We start from the raw sequence: 16037 nt of genomic DNA on the forward strand, positions 1-16037 counted from the left end.
TTCGAAACCAATACAGAAATTCGCTTCCGTCCATTCCTCCATCTACAACAACTTCAACCAGGAAAGATCGCTTGCCAGCAGAGATACACTCAAGCTGACACGCACCGCCGCCTTCGCCGAGTGGCGCGAACTTAGTGCGGCGTAAAGGGCAGCTATACTGGCTTAGCTGAGACTGGTTCGAATTTGTCTGACATCACCCATTCGAGATCGAAATTGGGAAGTGTCCCTCTGGTCACGGTTGTCCCCTGATCTATATGTGCCGAGATCAGGAAAGGGTCGGCCGCTACTAAAAATGTCTCCGGAAGAATGGGCGGAGAGCGGAAGTTCGCAGCAGCCGCACGGGGACTCAGATTGCAGGCGAAAGCCAGACCTTAAATTCGCAATACGATGATTGTTCTACATTGGAGAGAAAGGTCGCTTCAGCAAAAGGCTATCTAAACAATGCGGCATCAAAATACACTCCCGATCTTCTTACTTGGTGCTGTAAACTGGCTTGGTGATCAAAAAGCTGGCGGCGCAAGAAAAATGGTACTCGTGGAATTTCCTTGCAGAACTAACAGTACGGTGTTGAGATTGTTTCTGTCATTGGGAGGCTGGTCGGATATTGATTTGGCCAACGCAATTAGATCCACTAGCGACTTTGAGCGACCGCCTCCAACGACGAATTGACGAGTATCGCGCTGGGAATTTCGGCACGACACATAGGGGAGGAAAGAAATTGAAAAATCTGACGACAACGCTGGCGGGATCGCTGATAGCATTTGCGGCTTCGGTAAGTGCGGCCCAAGCTGAGAAGCTGACGTTTTACTGCTCGGCACAGGAAGATTGGTGTCAACTCATGGCGCGCAGTTTCGAGGATGCCACCGGCATAGACGTCAATATGACCCGCAAGTCGTCGGGTGAGACGTTTGCACAAATTCGCGCGGAAAGTTCTAACCCTAAAGGCGATGTATGGTGGGGCGGTACCGGTGATCCCCATTTGCAAGCGGCCGAAGAAGGCCTGACGATGGAATACGTGTCGCCGATGCGTGACCAGCTTCACGACTGGGCGATCTCGCAGGCTGAAAGTGCAGGTAACAAAACCATCGGAATTTATTCAGGCGCACTCGGCTACGGCTACAACTCCGACCTCTTGGCCGCGAACAGCCTGCCTGAGCCCGCATGTTGGAAAGACTTGCTGAAGCCCGAGTATAAAGGGCACGTGCAAATGGCGAACCCGAATTCCTCGGGCACCGCTTATACGACGCTTGCCTCGATGGTTCAGATATTTGGTGAAGACGACGGCTTTGAGTTCATGAAGGGGCTACATTCGAACATCAACCAGTACACCAAGTCGGGTTCAGCCCCAATCAAGGCCGCCGGTCGGGGTGAGAACACCATCGGTATCGTCTTCATGCATGATGCGGTCAAGCAAGCCGTATCAGGTTTTCCGGTCAAGGTCGTGGCCCCATGCGAAGGCACAGGCTACGAGATCGGCTCGATGTCGATCATTGATGGCGCTCGAAATGAAGAAGAAGCCAAAAAGTTCTATGACTGGGCGCTCAGCCCCGAGGCCCAGAACCTTGCGCTTGAGGTTAACGCCTTCCAGGTTCCGTCCAACAAAAATGCGGAAACCTCGGAAAGCGCACCTGACATGAGCCAGATCAAGCTGATCGACTATGACTTCAAAAAGTATGGCTCGTCAGATGAACGCAAGCGTCTTTTGCAGAAATGGGACGAAGAGGTCTCTGTGCTGCCTCAGTAAGTGACTGAAACCACGTCAAAAACGAACCACCCGGTTCTAATCTTCTGGATTGCTGCCGGGTGGATTGGTTTCTGCCTGCTGCCATGGTTCATGGTAGAGGATGGCATTTGGTCATTCGTATGGCTGGTCGATGGATATCCGTTCGATGAAGATTATGCGCCCGCCGCTTTTCTGGTCGGACAAGGCGAAAAGCTGTGGCTTGCGCCGCTTTTGGTCCCGCTTGCGTTGCCTTTGTTGGTACTCGGCAAACCGAAGTCCAATCCGCAATACGCGCGCATCCTGATTTTGGCTGGTGCCTTGGGTTTTGGCTGGCTGATTGCGCAAGGGTTCTCAATTGGTATTCGCGGGTTCAATTTCGACTGGATGAAGGCGCTGTTCGGAGAACCGAAGATCCGCCAGTTCGGCATGGGATACGGCGCGATGATCTGCGCCACAGCGTTCCTGTTCCTTTTAACTCAGGGTATTGCGGCGCGCGGCGCCATCAATGGCGACGTTTTTGTCGTCAGCGCTATTGGTGGCGTAATCACCATTGTTACAGTTTTCGTCTTCTTTCCAATTGCGAAGATGTTGTTTGCCGCCTTCGTTACTGAAGACGGTGCCTATTCAGTTTCGGTTTTTGCCTCGAAGTTCTTTGATGACCGACTTTGGGGCTTGGGTTGTTTTGCCGGTGCCAAATGCGGTGCCGCGTGGAACTCTCTGTTTCTTGCAATTCTTGTGGGTTTCATCACGACCGTGCTTGGCCTTTGTTTTGCGCTTGTCGTCACACGGTCGGGATTCCGCTTTAAACGCGGGATGCGCGCGTTGACAGTCTTGCCGATTATTACGCCGCCTTTCGTGATTGGTCTGGCACTGATCCTGTTGTTTGGGCTTTCCGGGTCGGTCACCAGATTTGTTGCCGAGATCTTTGGCGTGCAGCCGACGCGCTGGCTATATGGCATGCCCGGGGTGCTGATCGCTCAGACGCTGGCATTTACGCCAATCGCCTTTCTGGTCTTGATCGGGGTGGTAGAAGGGGTGTCACCATCGATGGAGGAGGCCGCCCAAACCCTTCGAGCCAATCGTTGGCAAACCTTCAAAACCGTGTCCCTGCCTCTGATGCGACCGGGCCTGGCTAATGCTTTTTTACTGGGGTTCATCGAATCTATGGCCGATTTTGGCAACCCACTTGTCTTGGGCGGAAACTTCGATGTGCTTTCGACTGAGATATTTTTTGCCATCGTCGGTGCGCAGTACGATCAGGGCCGGGCTGCTGTTCTAGCCATGGTGCTCTTGTTCTTCACACTTTCTGCCTTCTATGCGCAGCGCGCGTGGTTGGGGAAAAAGAGCTATACCACCGTTTCCGGCAAAGGCGACGCGGGTGTACATCCCTTGATGCCAAGGGGCCTTGCCATACCGGTTCTGGGCATTGCAGTTGCCTGGGCGGTTTTCACTGCTGTGGTTTACGGGATGATCATCTACGGAAGTATTGTCGAACTGTGGGGCGTCGATAACTCGCTGACGTTCAAGCACTACGTCACTGCCTTTTCGGTCCGCTTCGAGGAAGAGGGTATTCGCTGGACCGGAGCCGCCTGGGACAGTTTCTGGACCACAATCACCATCGCCGGCATTGCCGCGCCTCTGACGGCCGCCGTGGGGTTGGTCACCGCCTATCTGCTAACGCGGCAAAGTTTTGCGGGAAAGAATGCGTTTGAGTTTGGCACGATGCTCTCTTTCGCTATTCCCGGCACCGTTATTGGCGTCAGCTATATTCTGGCATTTAATGTGCCCCCAATCGAGATAACCGGCACAGGCGTTATCTTGGTCGTCAGCTTTATCTTCCGCAATATGCCGGTTGGGGTTCGCGCGGGTATCGCGTCGATGTCGCAGTTGGACAAATCCCTCGACGAGTCCTCGCTAACGCTTGGTGCGAACTCGTGGCAGACATTCAGGCGAGTGATCCTCCCGCTTTTGCGGCCGGCAATCCTGGCTGCGCTGGTCTACAGCTTTGTCCGGGCAATGACGGCGATTTCGGCGGTGATATTCCTTGTTTCCGCCGAGTATGACATGGCCACCAGCTATATTATCGGTCGGGTCGAGAACAACGATTACGGTCTTGCAATCGCATACTCCACAACGCTGATCTTCGTGATGTTGGCGGCAGTCGGGATGTTACAAATCCTCGTAGGCCGTGTTCAGATTGGGCGACGTACACAACTCGGAGCAGAGAAAACGACATGACCGAAACGACTATAGCAAGTAAGGCCGCGCCTGTTCGTTTCGACGGTGTCTCGAAAGTGTTCGGCAAGGATGTGGTGGCCGTCGACAGCATCGATCTGCACGTCCAAGCGGGCAAACTGGTGACGCTTTTAGGCCCCTCAGGCTGCGGTAAAACGACGACGTTGCGCATGATCGCAGGTCTGGAAATGGCGACCTCGGGCCGAATTCTGATCGGCGACCGAGACGTGACCAAATTACCCGCTACCGACCGTGACGTGTCGATGGTATTCCAATCCTACGCGCTTTTTCCTCATATGAGCGTGCTAGAAAACGTCATGTATGGGTTGACCTTTTCCGGCTTCGACAAGCGCGAGTCCCGATCGCGCGCGCTGCATGGGTTAGACTTGGTTGGCCTGAAGGGCTTCGATAATCGTTTGCCAAGCGAACTTTCCGGTGGGCAGCAACAGCGCGTTGCCGTCGCTCGTGCATTGGTTTTGGAGCCACAGGTTTTGCTCTTTGACGAACCTCTCTCAAACCTCGATGCGAAACTGCGTCGCCAAGTGCGCGAAGATATCCGTGCCATTCAGCAAGATCTCGGTTTGACCGTCGTCTATGTGACACACGATCAGGAAGAAGCCCTTGCCGTTTCAGACGAGATTGTCGTCATGCGCAACGCTGCTATCGCTCAGATCGGAACACCGCGTAAACTCTATGATGCGCCGGTTGACCGGTTCGTGGCCGATTTCATTGGTGAGGCTAACCTGATCAATTGCACTATCCTTTCTGTTGAAGGCGGTTTAGCCACGATCGAAATCGAGGGCTATCAACATACGCTCCCCTCTCGTGGTCTAACGCCTGGACCAGCAACGCTGGCCGTGCGCCCGTCACGGATTTTGATTGGATCTGATACCGGCATCCCGGCCAAAGTTGCCAAGGCGACCTATGTTGGCGTGCGGATGGAGTACACTCTGGCCGGTGCCTTCGGGCAGGTATTTGCTGTGCAGGACGACGTGGACGAACCGCTGGAAATCGGTTCGGATGTCAAAATGTCTTTTGCCGGACGCGGCCCCGTTCTGTTGCCGGAAGGGTGATGTGGGTAAGCTTTTAGTCGTCTCTCACCCGGAGGTCGTAGTCGAACCGGAGACACCGGTCACCGAATGGGGTTTGAGTGAAATTGGCCGCGCCCGAGCCGGCACATTTGCACAAAGTCAGACCATGTCGTGCGTGACAGATATATGGTCCAGCACCGAGCGAAAAGCGTCCGAGACAGCGGCTATCCTTGCAAAGCCTTTGGGGCTGGTCGCGAAATCCGATCCTGGACTGGGAGAGAACGACCGAAGCACTACCGGATTCCTTCCTCCCTCGATATTCGAGTCCGCCGCTGACACCTTCTTCGGGGCACCCAATTCCAGCTTTCGTGGCTGGGAAACAGCCCATGCTGCGCAATTGCGCATCGTTCAAACAGTCCTGTCAATCGTCAAAAACCACGACGGAAGAGATCTGGCCATTGTAACCCACGGCGCGGTCGGGACACTGCTTTGGTGCCATCTGGCAGGGAAAGAAATCGACCGGCGGTTTGATCAATCTGGGCAGGGCCACTTCTGGCGCGCGGATATTAAAACTCTTCAACCCGAATTCGGGTGGCGCCCGATTGCCTGAAAGGCGTCATTCGTTCCAAGCGTCTTCGCAGATCATTTTCAAGGTCTCGAACACGGCTGGTGTACCAGCGATCACGCGACCACCATCCCTGATCATCCCGTCGGCGTCCTGATCCTCGATCTCGCCACCTGCTTCGGCAATCATCAACTGACCGGCGAGGCAATCCCAGGCGTTCATGTGCTCTTCAATGTACCCCAAAAGACGTCCCGCCGCGACATAGGCCAGCGAAAGCGCACCGCTTGCATTGCGATGATAGAGAGCGCCACGTTCGATAAGGGCCGCAATCACCGGAATGACCTTTGATGCTTCGACCCGGTTCGAATAACCAATTGAGACGGTTCCACTTGCAAGTTCCACGCTTGAGGCAACTTGCATGGCGTGTCCATTCAAAGTGGCACCTTCGCCTCGGATCGCCACGTAAGTTTCACCAACGTTTGGCTCGAAAATCACACCGACCTGCGTCTGACTGTCTGAAACGCCCGCTAAGACAATCGTCCAGGCCGGTATGCCATTGACGAAGTTTGTTGTTCCATCAATCGGATCAATCACCCAGTCAAAACCGCTGGAGCCAGCTTTTTCGGCGTGTTCTTCGCCATAAATCCCATCATCGGGAAAAGAGTTCATAATCTTTTGACGAATGAAGGTTTCGACGTTGCGGTCCGCCTCGCTGACCCAGTCCTGGGCGCCCTTTTGATCAATGACCAAGGTGTCTCTGGCAGCAAAATACTCTAGCGCAAGCGCACCCGCCTCTTCGGCTACCGCGACGGCGAAGTTTCTTCTTGCAATGATGTTATGCATTGATCCGCTCACTTCCTGCTGAATGCATCACCACATCTAAGGGAAGGCGTGTCGGAAAACAAAACAGTGTTTGTCAGGCTAAAATCCACTTTCCTCGCGTCAAATGAGTTTCTGTCGAAAGAATACCCCTATTAAAGCGCTCATTCACTTCCACACTGTGGAGCCGCACGTTGCTCGTGACCAACGTCGGCTTTCTTTGGAGAACGCTGCATCGCAGCGATTGAAGTTGTAACGACGGTCCGCTTTGGGCCGTTCACACCTTAGCGAAGTGGGGCAGTCGAATAGATGCTAAGATTGCTCCAGCGTCTGCATTGAGCCTCATTTTGATCGATCCCGCACCACGCACCTATGTCTGAACTAAGGTTCCAAAAAGTATGAAGAGGCACATACCCCTCCACTTGAACCTTGGCGCTATTCCTCCGGGTCAAAATGTACGTTCATTGGACCTTCCCATTGAATCAACAGAATTGTTGGTTCATCGGTAGGAAACGCGTCATTATGATACTCTCTCCCAGGTTGATACCAATAGTGGCCGAGGGTTTGCAGCGGCACTTCAGCTTCACTTTCGCCTTTAATGTAGTGCTTAGCTGCACCGGATACGACAAGGCCGTGATATCCATGGGTATGCGAGTGCATGGCCCCCGGGAAACTTGGGGGGAATTTCATAAAGACCGCCGACGGACCTTTCTGGGGATTGCCCCACAAGATGGCAAGCTCAAATGGAGCACCGACGGGCTGGAAGAATTCTGCCTCTTCCAAGGCAATTCTGTATCAGTTTTTTGCCGTTTCGGCGTTGACAGACAAAGTTACTGTGCTGACAAAAAGGCCAGCCACGCCAGCAATCTTAGCGATTGAATTGAACATGTTTCTTGCTTTCATCAAGATGTGTCTGCGACTGTTACGAGGCGACTTCACCACGCCATCCGTGCGAGAACCCGATAGTGAAATTGGCTGGCAGTATCGCTGTCCGAAGATCAATGATAGATTGATACTCATCACTCTTCCAGAAATCTTCCAGAATTTCGCGGGATGGAAACCGTATCATGGTAAGACCTGCGCCCTCTGGCCAGTCTCCTTCAAACTTAGATATGGAGGAATCTCGCGCACCTATAACGAGGAGTTCGCCTTCAAACTTTTCCAGAACGTAATTGGCAGCTTTTGCATATTCGCCAAAATTTTTCATATCTCCTTGTTCTGTGAAACTGAACATCAGATAGGCTTCTTTTCCTGATGGCATGTCTGGATTCCTCTTAAGTTTCTTAGATTAACTTCTGTTACCGCCCTTCACAGGGCAAAGCCGTTTAGCCGCCATGAAAAACGGACAGGGCCATCCGGCGAACGTAGCCGGGGAAGGCCGTGTCATAGTTCTTCCAATCGGAATACTCGGGCATTTCGATTTCGTCGGGGATGGTAAAGAGCAGCTCAACAGGCGCTGACGGATTGCCGCTTGCAAAAGCTTCCTGAAAGCGGGCCTCTACCTTTGCTTGCAACTCGGTCAGAAACTCGGCGTTTTCCTTAAGCGCTTCGACGCTGTTGCCGTTTGAATGCCCGTTGATCGCATAGGCCGGTTTCCAACCCACCAGAGTATTCAAAACAACGCCTGAGCCCACGAAATTGGTGTCTTCCTTGAACTCATGCGGGGAAAGTTCCTGCGGCATGTACATGTCCACGGAAAACACGACATTGCTATCAGTGACACGTGCAACCGTGGTCGCAACACCATCTGCAACGGCGAGGTGATGGAGTTCTATGGTTTGATCGCCAAGATCCACCATAAGGGTATCGTCAAACGATGTTGTAACCATTGGCATAGGTATTAGCGGCGACAGCTTCAGAATATCGAGGCCGTTCTCCTGCATGATGATCGCGGCTCCGTTGAACACTTCTGTTCCCCCAATGTGGTCAAAGTGCTCGTGGCTAAGGGCGACATGTGTAACAGGCTTATCCGTGATCTTTGCAATCTCAGCGTTCAGTTCTTCAGCGCGTGGCGTGAAAGATGGGTCAGTTATGAGGACGCCGTTGTCCCCAATAACTACCAGGCTGGAGTAACCCATGGAAAAGAAGTGATAAACACCGTCCGCGACTTCTGTCATCGGGCTGGTCTGAGCATTGGCTGTTGTTCCCAGTGTGATCACTGCCGCGGTGGCACACAAAGTTGACAGTTTCATATTGGCACCTCAAAGCTAACATTGTTCGCTTTAGCTAACAACGTTAGCAAAGAAGTCAATAGGAGTCCTCAACACGCAGGAGAAGACGCCAAGCTATGGTGGGACGGCCAAAAGACATCGCACAGGAATACGAGGGGTTCACTACTCGCGACGCCATTCTCGCCGCAGCCGAGGCACTGGCGGGGGAAAAGGGGGCATCCGGTTTAAAAATAAGGGAAATTGCCCGACTTGTCGGTATTGAGCCTGCGTCTATCTACAAGCACTTCAGGGGTCTGGGAGCCTTATTGACGGCCCTCATCGGTGAGTCTCTGGCAGAAGAACAATTGTTGTTGGATCTGCCCGTAGAATTGGATGGAGAAGCCGCCATTCGGGAACTCAATAGGCGAACAACGCACTTTTTGGCGGCCAGAAAAGGAATCGTGAGTCTTTCACTGGACGACTTCGCGAAGGCTCACGATCCAACTCGCGATGCCTTTGATGAAAATGAAGCCATTATTGTTCACGGGCTGGATATCGAGGCCGAACTGATCAGCCGTCATCTCGGATTGGTTGCGCTGGGGCGCAAAAAGCTGGGGCAAATCGCAATTGCCCGCCGCTCGATGATCTTGGTTTTTCTGAGCGTTACATGGCTGAACGGAAAAGAAGTAGACGAAGACCGCGAGATCGAGATATCAGACATGGTTTCCGCGTTCATGCTCGGGTTGCAGTCACAATACTGAAGAGAAGCCCCGATTGGGTCTTGTCAAAAGAACTTGGGTTGAGGCGGGCAGGGTGCTCTCGTAGCCATCACGCATGATTAAGAAATCGCCATTCAAATACTTCAAAACCAGTTCAGAGGTCATTCGTCTTCCAGTGATGCTTTACATTCGGTTTCCGCTTTCGCTTCGAAACGTGGAAGACCTATTGCACGAATGAGGAATTGAGGTGAGCCACGAAACCGTCCAATATTGGTGGAACAGGTTTGGCCCGATGTTTGCTGCTGAGATTAGACAGAAGCGAGTCCGGTAACTGCGTGCATTCTCGAAATGGAAGTGGCATGTGGATGAGGTTTTTATGAAAGTGAATCGCAAAAGACGTTACCTCTGGCGGGCCTTAGATCATGAGGGCGAAGTGCTGGAAGCAGTCGCTACTAAACGCCGAAACAAGCAGGCGGCATTGAAATTCCTCAAGAATTTTATGCAGCGCCACTGTAAAGCGGAAGAGATCTTCACGGATCGTTTCCTACAAGGCTGCGCTCAGAGAAATGAACGCGCTTGAAAAACAACAGACGGGAAGGTGGCTCAACAACCGCGTCGAACCTCCCGTTTCGACGACGCGAACGCGCCGTGCAACGTTTCAGGCGCGCGCGAAGTTTGCAGAAATTCGCCTCCGTCGTTTCCTTTGTCTACAACTATTTCAACCAGGAGAGATCTCTAACCAGCTGAGACTGGTTCAAATTTGACTAGCAGCACCATGCCGGGGCAAGGCTGGCTGTCACTTTCTTTACAAAAATTCTAAAATTTCGTGAACAAATTTACAAAATTTTGTTTCAATACTAGTAATTTATTGAGAAATTTTCAGTCCGATTTCCATTATTGGAATGCACAAAAGTGCGCTTTCGTCTGCTGGAAGAGGAGCCAAAGGACGAAAAATGGAAATGGGAGGAATACATGACTAAGAATAATGTCACGCGCCGCGGCGTGCTAAAGTCTGGTGCCGTTGCAGGTACCGGTCTAGCCCTGCCTACGATCTTTACGGCTTCGTCGGCCGCTGCCTTTACGAATGAGCCGACAGGGTCATCCGTCACTCTGGGCTTCAATGTTCCGCAAACCGGACCTTATGCCGACGAAGGCAATGACGAATTGCTGGCGCAACAGCTGGCGGTCGAACATCTGAACGGCGAAGGCGACGGTGGTTGCTTGAACACATTCTCGTCGAAGGCGCTTCAGGGGAACGGTATCCTCGGCAAGAAGGTCGGGTTCGTCACCGGCGACACCCAGACCAAATCGGATGCAGCCCGCGCATCGGCCAAATCGATGATCGAAAAAGACGGCGCAATCATGATCAATGGTGGTTCGTCCTCGGGCGTGGCCGTTGCGGTTCAGGGCCTGTGCCAAGAGGCGGGCGTCATTTTCATGGCTGGCCTGACACATGCAAACGACACCACGGGCAAGGACAAGAAGGCCAACGGTTTCCGTCACTTCTTCAATGCCTACATGTCGGGTGCCGCTTTGGCGCCGGTGCTGGCGGCTGAGATGGGTAAAGAACGTCGCGCCTATCACCTGACGGCCGACTACAACTGGGGCTGGACCCAGGAAGAGTCGATCGTTGCCTCGACCGAAGCCCTGGGCTGGGAGACGGTCAACACAGTTAAGACGCCACTGGCGTCGACCGACTTCTCGTCCTACATCGCACCGGTTCTGAACTCTGGCGCGGACGTGCTGGTTCTGAACCACTATGGCGGGAACATGGTGAACTCGCTGACCAACGCGATCCAGTTCGGTCTGCTCGACAAGGTTGCAAACGGCAAGGACTTCAAGATCGTCGTGCCGCTGTATTCCGAGCTGATGGCCGCTGGTGCGGGCGAGAACATCAAAGGTGTGCTCGGGTCGATGAACTGGAACTGGCAGCTGCAGGATGAGGGCACAAAGGCCTTCGTGAAGTCCTTTGGTGAGAAATACGGCAAGCCGCCGTCCAACTCCGCACAGACCTGTTATGCACAAGTGCTGCTTTATGCGGATGCGTGCGAGCGTGCGGGCACCTTCAATCCCTGTGGTGTTGCCGAAGCTCTGGAAGACTTTGAGTTCGACGGGCTGGGCAATGGTCCCACCTGGTATCGCGGTGCCGATCACCAGTGCTTCAAGGACGTGCTGGTTGTGCGGGGCAACGAGAACCCGACCAACGCCTATGACACGCTTGAAATCGTCGAGATCACGCCGCGTTCACAGGTCGAGTACGATCCCGAGCACCCAATGTTCGCCGGTGGCGAACTGGGCAAGTGCAATCCGGGCGCGTAAGCCTTTTGGCGAATGTCTGACCGTCGTTCTCGGCGGTCAGACGACTTACGGCCAGGCCTGTGGGCCTGGTCCCAACCACTCAATCCACACTGACCAACCCTGAGGTGGGCCCAATGGACGCCATCCTACTGCAAATACTTAACGGTCTGGACAAGGGCTCGGCTTATGCGCTGATCGCGCTGGGTCTTACCCTGATCTTCGGGACGCTCGGCGTCGTGAACTTTGCCCACGGGGCTTTGTTCATGATTGGCGCGTTCTGCGCCGTTACTTTGCAAAAGCTGCTGAACCTGAGTTTCGTGACCCTGGATGAAACGCAAAAAGACTTTCTGGGTAATCCGCTGAAGGTCGAAACCCCTTTTATCGAGGCCTGGTTCGGCCCCGAAGTCGGCGCAACGATTATCGACTGGTCCGTTCCGCTGTCCATCCTGTTTGCGATCCCGATCATGCTGCTGGTTGGCTATGTGATGGAACGCGGGCTGATCAAACATTTCTACAAGCGCCCGCATGCAGACCAGATCCTGGTGACCTTTGGTCTTGCGATCGTTCTGCAGGAAATCGTCAAGTATTTCTTCGGCGCCAACCCGATCCAGACCCCTCCGCCCGATGTGCTGAGCGGATCTGTCGATCTGGGTACCATGGTTGGTTTTGATCCCAATGCAATCATCTACCCGATCTGGCGATTGGTCTATTTTGGCTTTGCCGTAGGCATTATAGGGGCAGTGTTTTCGTTCCTGCAGTTCACCACCTTCGGGATGGTTGTCCGTGCTGGGATGGCTGACCGGGAAACGGTGGGCCTGCTGGGTATCAATATTGACCGCCGGTTTACCATCATGTTTGGCATTGCTGCCGGTGTCGCTGGACTGGCCGGTGTGATGTACGGGCCGCTCAACCCGCCGAACTACCACATGGGAATGGACTTTCTGGTCCTTAGCTTCGTCGTGGTTGTTGTTGGCGGAATGGGGTCATTGCCAGGCGCCGTTCTGGCAGGCTTTTTGCTGGGCATTCTGGAAAGCTTTGCCTCGACCACCTGGGCCACCACAACGATCCCAGGCATCAATCAGATCATCATCTACCTTGTCGCCATCATCGTGCTGCTGACGCGTCCGCGCGGGCTGATGGGGCGCAAGGGCGTGATGGAGGAATAATCAATGTTGGGACTGAATAAAAAAGACACCAGCCTGCTGATCGTCGTCGCACTCCTGACCTTGCTGGCGCCTTTCATCCTGAACCCGTTTCCAGAGGGCAGCGCCATGGCGCAGTTCAACGCGGGTTACCCGGATTTGATGCAGAGGTTCGTGATTTTCGGGATCTTTGCCATCGGGTTCAACATTCTGTTTGGCCTGACCGGGTACTTGTCCTTCGGTCACGCGGCCTTTCTGGGCGTAGGATCATACTCGGCAGTTTGGATGTTCAAACTGCTCAGCTACAACGTCATTCCAGCCATCGCGCTGAGTGTCGTCGTCGCGGGCCTGTTCTCGCTACTTATCGGGTTTATCAGCCTGCGGCGATCGGGGATTTATTTCTCGATCCTGACGCTGGCCTTCGCGCAAATGAGCTTTGCGCTGGCCTACTCGGTTCTGTCAAACCCCAAGTTTAACCTGACAAACGGGGAAACCGGCCTGCAGGTTTATGCGGACGATCCACAGATTCTGCAGGGCGCCAACGCGCCGGATTTACCGCATCTATTCGGATTGCCCATGCGCGCGACGTACACGATGGACGTCGGCGCGTGGAGCTTTGACTTCAACGCGGGTTACTACTTGTGCGCAATCATAATGATGGCCGTGTTCTACCTGTCTATCCGTATCTTCCGGTCGCCTTTTGGCATGATGCTGCGGGCGGTAAAATCGAACCAGCAGCGGATGAACTATACGGGTCTGAACTCCAAGCCATATACGCTCGCGGCCTTTGTGATTTCTGGCATGTATGCCGGTCTGGCGGGTGGTCTGATGGCCGCGATGGACCCGCTGGCAGGTGCCGAGCGCATGCAATGGACGGCCTCGGGCGAGGTGGTTCTGATGACGATCCTCGGTGGTACGGGCACGTTGATCGGGCCGGTTCTGGGCGCAGGTTTCATCAAGTATTTCGAGAACATCTTCTCGAAGATCAACGACAACGTCCTGCATAGCTGGTTCGCATTCCTGCCTGACGGGTTGGAGGACGCCGTGGTGTTCGTGATCCATCCGTTCATCGGCAAAGGCTGGCACCTGACGCTGGGCATCCTGTTCATGCTGGTTGTCATCTATCTGCCGGGTGGTCTTGTCGAAGGTGGGCAACGTTTGCTCAAGCGCTTCAAGCGTAAGAAAAAAGACACCGACGATGCGCCGTCGGGAAAAACAGAACCGGCGGAATAAGGGGCGAGAAATGGCAATTCTAAGAGTCAAAGACGTCAGCAAACGCTTCGGTGGCCTTAAGGCGCTGACAGATGTGAACCTCAATATCGAAGAAAACTCGGTTCACGCGATCATCGGCCCCAATGGCGCGGGAAAATCGACGCTGCTGAACTGTCTGGTGGGCAAGCTGATGCCGGACACCGGATCGGTGTTGTTCAACAACAACTCGGTTCTGGGACTCGAGCCGTTCCAGATCAACCAGATGGGCATCAGTCGTGTGTTTCAAACGCCAGAGATCTTTGGCGAGTTGACGGTGATGGAGAATATGCTGATCCCGATCTTCGCGATGCGGGATGGGGCATTCCGGATGCATGCCTATGAGACCATCGCTAACGAACGTGAGGTCGTCGAACAAGCCGAAGTCATGCTGGAAGAGATGAACATGGCGGACAAACGCGAAATGCACGCGGCGTCGCTGTCACGCGGCGACAAGCGGCGCCTTGAGATTGGCATGTGCCTCAGTCAAAATCCGCGGCTGTTGTTGCTGGACGAACCCACGGCGGGCATGGCGCGGGCGGACACCAACAACACCATCGATTTGCTAAAACAGATCAAGGATGAGCGCGATATAACCATCGCCATTATCGAGCATGACATGCATGTGGTCTTCAGCCTTGCGGAACGCATCACAGTTCTGGCGCAAGGGACGCCGCTGGTCGAAGATACTCCAGAAAAAATCCGTGGACATCCCAAGGTTCGTGAAGCCTATCTGGGCGAGGCGGCGTAAGGAAAAGCTATGAACGAGAAACCCGACTTTTCGAAAAACGCCAATAGGGCAAGCACCGCGCCTGCGTTCCTGTCTGTATGGGACATGCATTCGTACTACGGAGAAAGCTATATCGTGCAGGGCGTCAGCTTTAATGTGCACGAAGGCGAGATTCTGGCCCTGCTTGGACGGAACGGCGCTGGCAAAACCTCGACACTCCGGTCGATTGCGCGGGTAGGTGATCCCGAAGTAAGGCACGGTGAAATCTGGCTGGATCATCAGCCGCTACACAATATGACAAGCTACGAAGCGGCGTCTGTTGGTCTTGGCCTTGTACCGGAAGACAGACGAATTATCCCAGGGCTGACCGTTGAGGAAAACCTGCAGCTTGCCCAGATTGCACCGCCAGTCGGATGGTCCCTGGAGCGGTTGTATGAACTGTTCCCGCGTTTGGGCGAACGCAGGAAACAAGAGGGGATTACGTTGTCGGGTGGCGAACAACAAATGCTGTCAATCGCCAGAGCCCTTGCCCGGGATATCAAGGTCCTGCTTCTGGATGAGCCATACGAAGGTCTGGCCCCGGTCATTGTCGACGAGATTGAAAAAACACTGGCCCACGTTAAGCAACAGGGTATGACCACGATCATCGTCGAACAGAACGCCGTCCGAGCATTGGAGTTAGCCGATCGCGCGATCATTCTGGACACCGGCACTATCGTATTTGATGGGACGGCGAACGAGGTGCTTCAAGACACCGGCCTTCGCGAGGAGTATTTGGCGATCTAGGGCAGGCTCGAAGTCTTAGGAATATTCTGGTTGCAAACGCCTTAGTTATGGTGACGCTCGAATTCTTCGGACGCTTGCGCTCCTACACTCATGATCAAGGCAACTAACTATGATCCGCCATATAGTCCTGACAAAATTCCGGTCCGACGTGACCGAAGAAACCATCGGGAAGATTTACAAGGGCCTGTCGGACCTGACCGACGCCCTTCCGGGTGCAGGTGGGTTCACTGGTGGCCGCAGCGAAAGCCCTGAACAGATTGAACGCGGTTACAAGCATGGGTTTGTGATTGATTTCGATGATTGGGCCGCATTGGCCAGCTACCAAAGCAACGAGAGGCACAAAGCGCTGGGCGCGCAGTTGGTCGAAAACACCGTGGGCGGTATCGACGGAATTCTGGTCCTGGATTTAGAGGTCTGAGATAGTGAAACTGTTTCAGCCAAATTCCGAAGGGCTGATTGAAACTGTGTGCTGAACGGTGCAGCTTGGCGCCGCGCGCCCGTGTCCCTGTAAGCGTTCGGCGGCAAGTTTTCGATCTGCGGAAACGACCCTGATCAACTTGATCATCAACGATTTGAAAAACCCCATTTTAC

General features: G+C 53.9%; 15 protein-coding genes and 2 pseudogenes. 13 read left to right on the forward strand and 4 right to left on the reverse strand.

What is annotated here, in order from left to right:
- Nucleotides 1-4: 4 nt before the first annotated feature.
- The 5 genes and pseudogenes from AC2FD9_RS00525 to AC2FD9_RS00545 all read left to right on the forward strand — a co-directional run.
- Nucleotides 5-145 (forward strand): annotated as a pseudogene (locus tag AC2FD9_RS00525) (IS6 family transposase); the annotation flags it as partial.
- Between the two features lie 573 nt (nucleotides 146-718).
- Nucleotides 719-1744 carry an ABC transporter substrate-binding protein gene (locus AC2FD9_RS00530; protein WP_113788652.1) on the forward strand — a complete coding sequence of 342 codons (1026 nt, stop codon included), beginning with the start codon at nucleotides 719-721 and terminating at the stop codon, nucleotides 1742-1744.
- Nucleotides 1745-3961, forward strand: coding sequence for an ABC transporter permease (locus AC2FD9_RS00535; RefSeq protein WP_496834852.1), 2217 nt, complete (start codon nucleotides 1745-1747; stop codon nucleotides 3959-3961).
- Entirely contained in the window at nucleotides 3958-5031 is a 1074-nt protein-coding gene (locus AC2FD9_RS00540; protein WP_496694885.1) for an ABC transporter ATP-binding protein, read from the forward strand. The genes AC2FD9_RS00535 and AC2FD9_RS00540 overlap by 4 nt, the downstream gene beginning before the upstream one ends.
- Nucleotides 4979-5599 carry a histidine phosphatase family protein gene (locus AC2FD9_RS00545; RefSeq protein WP_496834854.1) on the forward strand — a complete coding sequence of 207 codons (621 nt, stop codon included), beginning with the start codon at nucleotides 4979-4981 and terminating at the stop codon, nucleotides 5597-5599. The genes AC2FD9_RS00540 and AC2FD9_RS00545 overlap by 53 nt, the downstream gene beginning before the upstream one ends.
- A 6-nt stretch (nucleotides 5600-5605) precedes the next feature.
- Here AC2FD9_RS00545 and AC2FD9_RS00550 read toward each other — a convergent pair whose 3' ends face one another.
- From AC2FD9_RS00550 to AC2FD9_RS00565, 4 genes are all read right to left on the reverse strand, one after another.
- Entirely contained in the window at nucleotides 5606-6397 is a 792-nt protein-coding gene (locus tag AC2FD9_RS00550) for an inositol monophosphatase family protein (protein WP_496694888.1), read from the reverse strand.
- Between the two features lie 411 nt (nucleotides 6398-6808).
- Nucleotides 6809-7156 (reverse strand): cupin domain-containing protein, encoded by a 348-nt coding sequence (locus AC2FD9_RS00555; RefSeq protein ID WP_496834855.1) that lies wholly within the window; start codon nucleotides 7154-7156, stop codon nucleotides 6809-6811.
- A gap of 139 nt (nucleotides 7157-7295) precedes the next feature.
- On the reverse strand, nucleotides 7296-7634 hold the full coding sequence (locus AC2FD9_RS00560; protein WP_496834857.1) for a DUF1330 domain-containing protein: 339 nt from the start codon (nucleotides 7632-7634) through the stop codon (nucleotides 7296-7298).
- 64 nt (nucleotides 7635-7698) lie between these two features.
- Nucleotides 7699-8565, reverse strand: a complete 867-nt coding sequence (locus tag AC2FD9_RS00565; RefSeq protein ID WP_496834859.1) for an MBL fold metallo-hydrolase — start codon at nucleotides 8563-8565, stop codon at nucleotides 7699-7701.
- Between the two features lie 95 nt (nucleotides 8566-8660).
- Between AC2FD9_RS00565 and AC2FD9_RS00570 the strand changes: the two genes are divergently transcribed.
- From AC2FD9_RS00570 to AC2FD9_RS00605, 8 genes and pseudogenes are all read left to right on the forward strand, one after another.
- The gene (locus tag AC2FD9_RS00570) at nucleotides 8661-9284 is read left to right on the forward strand and encodes a TetR/AcrR family transcriptional regulator (protein ID WP_496694896.1); all 624 of its coding nucleotides are present in this window, start codon (nucleotides 8661-8663) and stop codon (nucleotides 9282-9284) included.
- Between the two features lie 73 nt (nucleotides 9285-9357).
- Nucleotides 9358-9986, forward strand: a pseudogene (locus AC2FD9_RS00575) (IS6 family transposase); the annotation flags it as partial.
- Nucleotides 9987-10214: 228 nt separating this feature from the next.
- Complete coding sequence (locus tag AC2FD9_RS00580) at nucleotides 10215-11561, forward strand: substrate-binding protein (protein WP_282168637.1); 1347 nt, start codon at nucleotides 10215-10217, stop codon at nucleotides 11559-11561.
- A gap of 113 nt (nucleotides 11562-11674) precedes the next feature.
- Complete coding sequence (locus AC2FD9_RS00585; protein ID WP_058274872.1) at nucleotides 11675-12706, forward strand: branched-chain amino acid ABC transporter permease; 1032 nt, start codon at nucleotides 11675-11677, stop codon at nucleotides 12704-12706.
- A gap of 3 nt (nucleotides 12707-12709) precedes the next feature.
- Complete coding sequence (locus tag AC2FD9_RS00590; protein ID WP_058274759.1) at nucleotides 12710-13915, forward strand: branched-chain amino acid ABC transporter permease; 1206 nt, start codon at nucleotides 12710-12712, stop codon at nucleotides 13913-13915.
- A 10-nt stretch (nucleotides 13916-13925) separates the two neighbouring features.
- Complete coding sequence (locus AC2FD9_RS00595; RefSeq protein ID WP_108859021.1) at nucleotides 13926-14681, forward strand: ABC transporter ATP-binding protein; 756 nt, start codon at nucleotides 13926-13928, stop codon at nucleotides 14679-14681.
- 9 nt (nucleotides 14682-14690) lie between these two features.
- Nucleotides 14691-15446 (forward strand): ABC transporter ATP-binding protein, encoded by a 756-nt coding sequence (locus tag AC2FD9_RS00600; RefSeq protein ID WP_058274761.1) that lies wholly within the window; start codon nucleotides 14691-14693, stop codon nucleotides 15444-15446.
- 109 nt (nucleotides 15447-15555) lie between these two features.
- Complete coding sequence (locus AC2FD9_RS00605; protein ID WP_472723428.1) at nucleotides 15556-15864, forward strand: Dabb family protein; 309 nt, start codon at nucleotides 15556-15558, stop codon at nucleotides 15862-15864.
- Nucleotides 15865-16037: the final 173 nt, after the last annotated feature.

The organism is Ruegeria sp. YTSC230 (genome assembly GCF_059609665.1).

Coding starts and splice junctions, on each gene's coding strand:
- AC2FD9_RS00540 (WP_496694885.1), top strand. CDS start 3,958: ATGACCGAAACGACTATAGCAAGTAAGGCCGCGCCTGTTCGTTTCGAC.
- AC2FD9_RS00545 (WP_496834854.1), top strand. CDS start 4,979: ATGTCAAAATGTCTTTTGCCGGACGCGGCCCCGTTCTGTTGCCGGAAG.
- AC2FD9_RS00550 (WP_496694888.1), bottom strand. CDS start 6,397: ATGCATAACATCATTGCAAGAAGAAACTTCGCCGTCGCGGTAGCCGAA.
- AC2FD9_RS00560 (WP_496834857.1), bottom strand. CDS start 7,634: ATGCCATCAGGAAAAGAAGCCTATCTGATGTTCAGTTTCACAGAACAA.
- AC2FD9_RS00565 (WP_496834859.1), bottom strand. CDS start 8,565: ATGAAACTGTCAACTTTGTGTGCCACCGCGGCAGTGATCACACTGGGA.
- AC2FD9_RS00570 (WP_496694896.1), top strand. CDS start 8,661: ATGGTGGGACGGCCAAAAGACATCGCACAGGAATACGAGGGGTTCACT.
- AC2FD9_RS00580 (WP_282168637.1), top strand. CDS start 10,215: ATGACTAAGAATAATGTCACGCGCCGCGGCGTGCTAAAGTCTGGTGCC.
- AC2FD9_RS00585 (WP_058274872.1), top strand. CDS start 11,675: ATGGACGCCATCCTACTGCAAATACTTAACGGTCTGGACAAGGGCTCG.
- AC2FD9_RS00590 (WP_058274759.1), top strand. CDS start 12,710: ATGTTGGGACTGAATAAAAAAGACACCAGCCTGCTGATCGTCGTCGCA.
- AC2FD9_RS00595 (WP_108859021.1), top strand. CDS start 13,926: ATGGCAATTCTAAGAGTCAAAGACGTCAGCAAACGCTTCGGTGGCCTT.
- AC2FD9_RS00600 (WP_058274761.1), top strand. CDS start 14,691: ATGAACGAGAAACCCGACTTTTCGAAAAACGCCAATAGGGCAAGCACC.
- AC2FD9_RS00605 (WP_472723428.1), top strand. CDS start 15,556: ATGATCCGCCATATAGTCCTGACAAAATTCCGGTCCGACGTGACCGAA.